Here is a 370-nt window from a genome sequence, read left to right on the forward strand (position 1 = left end):
GAAGCCTTAAAGGGGCAATTTTCCATTCCGATCACGGCAGTGTGTACACCTCACAGGCATTTAGGGACCACTGCGCTCAGCTTGGTGTGCGTCAATCCATGGGAGCAGTGGGAACGAGTGCCGATAATGCCCTAGCAGAATCCTTTAACGCCACCTTAAAGCGTGAAGTACTGCGTGATAGGAAACTCTTTGAAAGTCCAATCAGCTGCCGCCAGGAAGTCTTCCGATGGTGCATGCGCTACAACACGCGCAGACGGCACTCCTGGTGCAACCTTCTAGCCCCCGATGACTTCGAGGCGCTTAATTCAGCTACACTGACCCAAGCAGCATAGCTAACCCCCGACGTGTCTACTTTCCGGGGGCCAGGCCC

1 protein-coding gene is annotated in these 370 nt (G+C 54.9%); it reads left to right on the plus strand.

Annotated features, from left to right (window positions below):
- Window positions 1-332 (plus strand): integrase core domain-containing protein (locus QP909_RS11805; RefSeq protein WP_284767332.1); only part of this gene is annotated, 332 nt, incomplete at its 5' end.
- Between the last annotated feature and the right edge of the window lie 38 nt (window positions 333-370).

The organism is Corynebacterium sp. MSK195, from assembly GCF_030228885.1.
Lineage (GTDB): Bacteria > Actinomycetota > Actinomycetes > Mycobacteriales > Mycobacteriaceae > Corynebacterium.